The sequence below is a fragment of the bacterium genome (genome assembly GCA_021108215.1).
In the GTDB taxonomy this organism is placed as follows: domain Bacteria; phylum Oederibacteriota; class JAAXVQ01; order JAAXVQ01; family JAUVAV01; genus JAIORK01.
Genome location: JAIORK010000014.1, coordinates 66,818 through 73,414 on the forward strand (window position 1 = coordinate 66,818; position 6,597 = coordinate 73,414).

1 protein-coding gene is annotated in these 6,597 nt (G+C 44.9%); it reads right to left on the minus strand.

The window, feature by feature from the left end; translation table 11 throughout:
- Positions 1-41: 41 nt before the first annotated feature.
- Positions 42-6,597, minus strand: a 6,556-nt coding sequence (locus K8S19_03045; GenBank protein ID MCD4812652.1) for a hypothetical protein, incomplete at its 5' end; no start/stop codon positions are given.

Genomic DNA, 6,597 nt, shown 5'->3' on the forward strand with positions numbered 1-6,597 from the left:
CACTTTACAGATGTGTGTCATACGGTTTTCAATCATGCTTTTTACTCGTTAACTCCCCGGAGCTGCCTTCTTTCCATACGCATGCCATCCATACGCGGATCACTGAATAATTCAAGTATGGCGTCAAAGTCAAGTGCTTCATCCGGCATAGCGCCTTCTTTAATCATCTTCTTGACCCGGCCTGTATTTTTGCCCTGCACGGAAACCAACTTGCCGGATTGATCAAACTTCAGATAAGTTTTCCCGCCGTCAGCATCCTCAACCGCCTGGGTGACAGCCACCACTTTGTCGTCATCATCTGTTATATACGCATAGCTAACTTTGTTGCCATCGCGTGTCTTCTTCCGTGCCAGACGCCCGTTTTTAAAAGTATGCTCTTCAATCACATTACCATTTTTGTTGTACAACTTGGTCGTATAATTGTTGCCTTTTTTGCCTGTGTAAACAATCTCAGTTCTCAAACCGTCTTTCTCCGTTGCGCTCAAAAGACCATTCCGGTTATACTCAAATGTCTTGGTCCCTTCTTCAGTACGCTCAACCATCGTTGTCTTTTCAATCTGACCGTTTTCCGCAAGCTCGTACTTGAAGGTACGACTAACACTACCGGACGATTCAGAAAGCATGCGATCGGCCTCGTCATAGTGCTTCACACTTGTTTTACCGTCCACCGCCACAATCATCTCGGTAATCCCGAATTTTTCATACTTGAACCTATGCTTACTCCCCTTTTGGTCAACGGCTTCAACCACACGGCCTTTTTCGTCACGCTTCACGCCCTTGGCATCCTTGATTTTTTTCGCAATCTTGGCAGCCATTTTCAGGTCCGCGCTGATGGCTTTGCCGCCGGTTATTGCAACACTGACTTGGTCCAATACCAGGCGGTTGTCTAACAGCATGTCGGTTAATTTCCCAAGCAAAGTAGCCTGCTGTGCTTCGCCGAATATGTCCTGATAGACTTTTACCAAACGATTCATGATTTTAACATCGCGTGAAACAAAAACCGCTCTTGCGACTGCCTCAGGTCTCATCTTGCCGCGCACCATTTTGATGAATGCCAGCGCATCTTCTATGGAGTCAATTTCTCGGAAAACAACCAGCAGCTCATCCTTGGGTTTAGTGATTTTTTTTGCCCCTGGTTTACTTTTGACCTTGCTAGCTTCATCCACTAGTTCCATTTTACGACCTGATTTTTCAACCATGACCTGATCATTGGTAACCACTGCAGCCGATACACCATCTGTCTCTGGAACTCTCGGCACCTGCACATCACTTATTTTTTCAACGGTTTTTGCTTGTTTCACGTCCATACCACCGGCCAATAAAACAGCACCACCTCTGTTTTTAAATGATTTGCGGTAGTTGCGCTTGACCGCTGCGGCTCTCACATTGCCGTTCTTTTGACCGATCGGTGATACTGTGAGCAACCCCGTATCCTGCACGAGTGCGTCATCAAACGCATTTTGCGCATACTTTCCGGTGGACTTCCACATCCATCCATCAGCAACTTTCGTGTAGGTGGTTTTGGTATAACGATAACGGGTCCCCTTGATTGGTTTGCCCCCGCTGGTTTTTTTCGTATAACGTCCCACGTCTGGTGTATCAGGATCATCATCATGATCCCAATAAACCTGTGAAGTATGTTTGATTTCTTCATACTCATTGATATCAAGCGTTTCCGGATCATCAGGAATAACCTCCAGATAATGGATCTTAATCGGCGTGGTCCCTACCCGAATCTGATACGACTGAACATTACTGATTTTGTATCCACAATTTCCTTTGTAAAACGGATCATCCGCTTTTTTTGCATCAAAAGTTCCGGAAGGTACTGATTTTTTATCACTATAATTTTTAGAGTTTGAAACCGGCTTGTACCGATTTTTTTTAGTAAAATTAGCTTCCATAAATTGGATAGCACTAAATTCCGTTGTAGAAGTTCCATCTGGATTGATCGTAACCTTAACACTGCTCATCTGTGTAAGCGCTTCTGCGGTAAGAAATTCGGCTTGCAGCTCGCCCTGTGTTTTTTTCTTGCGCTTGTCCTGACTCGATTGATAACTCCAAGTCTCCATTTCACTATGATATTTTTCCAAAAGACCCTTGATGAACTCAACCGCACTGCTCTCATCCATGTCAACAGCATTCACCGCACCGGTTCCGTCAACCATGACATTTTTCGCTTCTAACTCACCGCCTGCAAAATAAAAACCAAAATTATCGTAGTTCATGGTGCCGGTCCATTCCGCACCTTCGGTATCTGTAAAGGACTCGGTTGCCTGTGTCCAGTAACCCTTGTTCTTCTCTGTTCCTTTATACTGATGGACAATACCCTTGCTGTCTGTCCACTCTTGCATATTCCAATATTCATCAAAGACCATACTGCCATCTATCGCGGACTGACCTTCAATTTTACTCACACGATCATCTACATAGGTGTATTTGAAACTACCCAAACCACCCTTGGTCTCTATCATTTTCTGATTCGCTTGATCCCATGTTGTGATGCCCTTATCATCTTCGCTGGCAACAATTTCGTTCCTTCCACTATAACTATAATTGATGATCTGCCCATCCTCGCGTGTCCCGGTCGCAGTGGTGAGATACTGATCATCATTTCCAAACGTCAGGGTCATATTCATGGTCGTGTCATTGATCATTGTGCGACTGGTCAAAATACCTGATTCAGTATATTCTTCCGACCCGATGCCGGTATGTGTGCCATATAAATCCGTGTAAGTGATCTGCGCGCTGGTATGAAATAATCCAGTTGGATCATCTGTATAGTTCCAGGTTATTGTGCTGCCGCCATGATTAACACGTGTTCGAGATAGAATGGCGGAATTTTCATAACCATTTCCCATGACCCAGGATTCTGTTCCCTGATTATCCAACACAATGGCGGATACCGGCCCTTCATCACTCATGGTATAAAAAATCCTGGATTGCGTTATGTGTGTGCCCTGATGATAGGTAGTGTTTTCATATCCCGGCAAATAGGTATATTGATCCCCTTCAGGAATTATCGTAAAACCACCGCCTTCGACTGTCCGAGTGGTTTGACCGCCGCCTGACCATGTTGTGGTTGAAGATGTCGAATTGCCGCCTCCACCGCTGCCATGATACTCTGTGAGATGCTTGACTTCCCCGGAGGGATATTCATAATCCTCAGTCCATGATCTTAATTCCACGCCATCTTGATCGTAATGAACAGTCTTGTCCACAGAACATATGATGTTTTTTCGAACTTCTTTAGTTTTCAGACCTGTCCATTCGTTGTATTCAAATGTCGAAGTATACATTTCATACTTTCTACGGCGACTACTACTATTCCTTCTTTTATGTGTCCGTGAAGCAATCTTACGGCCTCTTTCATCATACGTTCCTAAGTTATAAAACCTGCGTGGTGTAAAAGTTTGGCTCCAGGTTGTCATACCGGTATCCTTATTAAATCTAAAATCTGTCGTTGTCTTCCTTCCAGAAGCCCAATGTGCCGCTCTTGTGACCTCACCGTCTCGATTATAGCTTGCGCCTCTCCACGTTTTCTTAGAACTTACGGATTTTGTAGCACACCCATACACAGGATCATACTGAGTCTCAATAGTATCTTTCCGAGCCCACCCCACACCCACATCCCTGGAACCATTGTAACCGTAGGTACAGAGTGTCTTTACCGAGGAAACATTCATACCGGTATTGGGATTAACTTTATAATCCGTCCAGGTTTTCTGATTGCCATTGCTGGCATATTTCTGATAGTTAACCGAATGTGTCACAAAACCATTTTCATCCCGCGTACTATCGGTCGCGGAAAAATCCTCAGATATTGACCAGGTACGGGAAGGCTGACCGCTCCATTGCAGATCACCTGCACAATACACATTGGAGCGTTTGGCACCGTCGGCAGCGCCTATGAAAGACTCATTTTCTTTCCAGAGGGGATACCCAGACACACTATTGACATGACCAGGCAGACCATTTTCATCGGTATATGTATTGTTGATGGAAAGATCACTTTTGGTTTGTTTTGAATTCACAATACCGGTTTGCTTGTTCCAGGATGTGGTCACGGTTTCACTCTCTCTCCCAAGGTTCACACCATATTTACCCTCCGTATTGGAATACATTTCCACACCTTTTTGATTATACATGGCTTGACTGGTGCCCATTAACGTGGTTGAAGTCGTTTTCATTTTACTTCCGGAAAACTCATAAAAATCATCAATATGTGTCGTTGACTCCCGGGCATTCTGGGGTCCTGTCATGTTATGGGTTTTTGTATCCGTTGCCCGACCGTTCTTATCATACGCAGTTTTGCTTACAGACAACACCTTCTCGGGTGCCATGCGGGAGTAGGCCGTCGCACTTGTTTCCACATTAACGCCGGTCTCATAATTGGGTGTCATGGTTGTCTCGGTATAGCCGGCAAGCCCGTAAGCTGCCCAATGTTGACTAAACGTTCCCAAACCATTTTCATAAAAAGTCTTGGTCTTTCCATTGTGATTAATTGAGGTTGACTCTGTCATCCTGCCGGTTTGCTTGCTGCATTCATAGGTGTTCTTGGTAAAGACAGCACCGCCCAATGCATAGTCCTCATTCATCATGGATATTGCATCAGTCTGTGTTCCGTATTGTGCATCATAATTGGTCCATGTGCGGGAAAGCCACTTGCTGCCATCACTGGTGATTGTAAACGTCTGCTTGTTTAGCCCGGTACGGGTATCCGCGTCCGTCACTGTTTCTGCCCAACGATTTCCTGTTCCGGAACAATATTTATTTCGCGTCATAGAATGTCGTGCGGTTCCGTACTTTTGATCAAATGCATCGGTGGTGATAACAGAGAGTCCGTTTTCCGCCACAGTCCTGATATTCAACCCTGTTCTTATATTCGCGATAATTTTAGTGGTTGTCTTTCGTGCCAGCGTCGGATAAGCATCATTTTCCTGAACACTTAAAACCGGCACACCGTATTGTTTGTCATACGTAGTCACGACGGCATTGAGCTTGTTGGTCGTCACAGTTTGAATATTCAGACCATTGGCAGTATCGGCTGTTATCACCGTGTCCGTTTTTGCTGAATCGAGTAATCCATATTTATTTATCGTAATCGTATGCATGGCTGTGCCATACTGCTCATCAAACTTATCGGTCTCCACTGTGCTGAGCTCATTTTTTGAAAATGTCCAGATATTCAATCCATTTTGTGGATTCGCCTCGATTTCCGTATCCGTACACGCTGCGCCGCGCAAGCCAAACTTATTCAATACGCGTGTTTTTTTCGGTGTTCCGTATTGTTTATCAAACTCATGTGTTATTGCTGTGCTGTTATAATTGTCTGCCACGGTCTTCACGCTCAATCCGTTGAACGGACTGGCCGTAATCACGGTCGTCGTGATTTTTGTGCCTAACAAGCCATACTTGCTGTCTGTGCTCGAGTGCATTGGTGTACCATACTTTGGGTGAAATTGATCCGTCGTCACCGTGCTGTTAGCATTCTCCGCCACAGTCTTGGTATTCATTCCGGTGACCGGATTGGTCGTGATTGTCGTATTCGTGATTTTTGCACCGGTCAAGCCATACTCGTTTGTCGTTTTAGATTCCTTCGGCGTTCCATATTGATTATCAAACTCGTACGTCTCCACTGTGCTGAGTTCATTGACCGCCAATGTATTTGTATTCAATCCGTTTTTTGGATTGGTCTTGATTGTCGTATTCGTAATTTTCGTTCCAGTCAAGCCAAATTTGTTTGTCGCGATCGAATGTTTTGGTGTTCCGTACTGTTCATCAAACTCATCTGTTTCCACTATGCTGATAGCATTAACCGCCAATGTCCAGGTATTCAGTCCATTAAACGGATTGCTTTTGATTTCCATATCCGTATGCTGTGCGCCAGTCAAGCCAAATTTGTTGGTTGTAATCGAATGCTTCGGTGTCCCATACTGCTCATCAAACTTATCCGTCTCCACTGTGCTGAGCGTATTTTCCGCAAATGTCCAGGTATTCAACCCATCAAATGGATCAGTCTTAATCTCCGTAGACGTGGGCTGCGCACCGGTCAAACCAAATTTGTTGACTGTAACCGAATGCTTCGGCGTCCCATACTGCTTATCAAATTTATCCGTCGTCACCGTGCTGATATCATTTTCCGCAAATGTATTTGTATTCAAACCATTGAATGGGTTCGCCTTGATATCCGTATAAGTATTCTCTGCGCCGGCCAGACCGAATTTGTTAAACGTATGCGAGTGCCGCGGTGTTCCGTACTGCTCATCAAACTTATCCGTCGTCACCTTGCTGATAGCATTCTCCGCCACAGTCTTGGTATTCATTCCGGTGACCGGATTCGTCTCAATCCAAGTCTCTGTGTTTTGTACACCGATCAAACAGCGGCCCAGATTTTTTGTAAACGAATGTTTCGGTGTTCCGTATTCCTCGTCAAATACATCTGTTTCCACTTCACTGATCTTATTTTGTGCAAATGTCCAGGTAGTCTTTCCATCAAATTGGCTTGACTGGATTTCCGTCTCGGTATGGCGTGCTCCGGTAAGTCCAAAATTATTATCCGCTACTGATTTCGCCGCATTGCCTACATCCTTCACA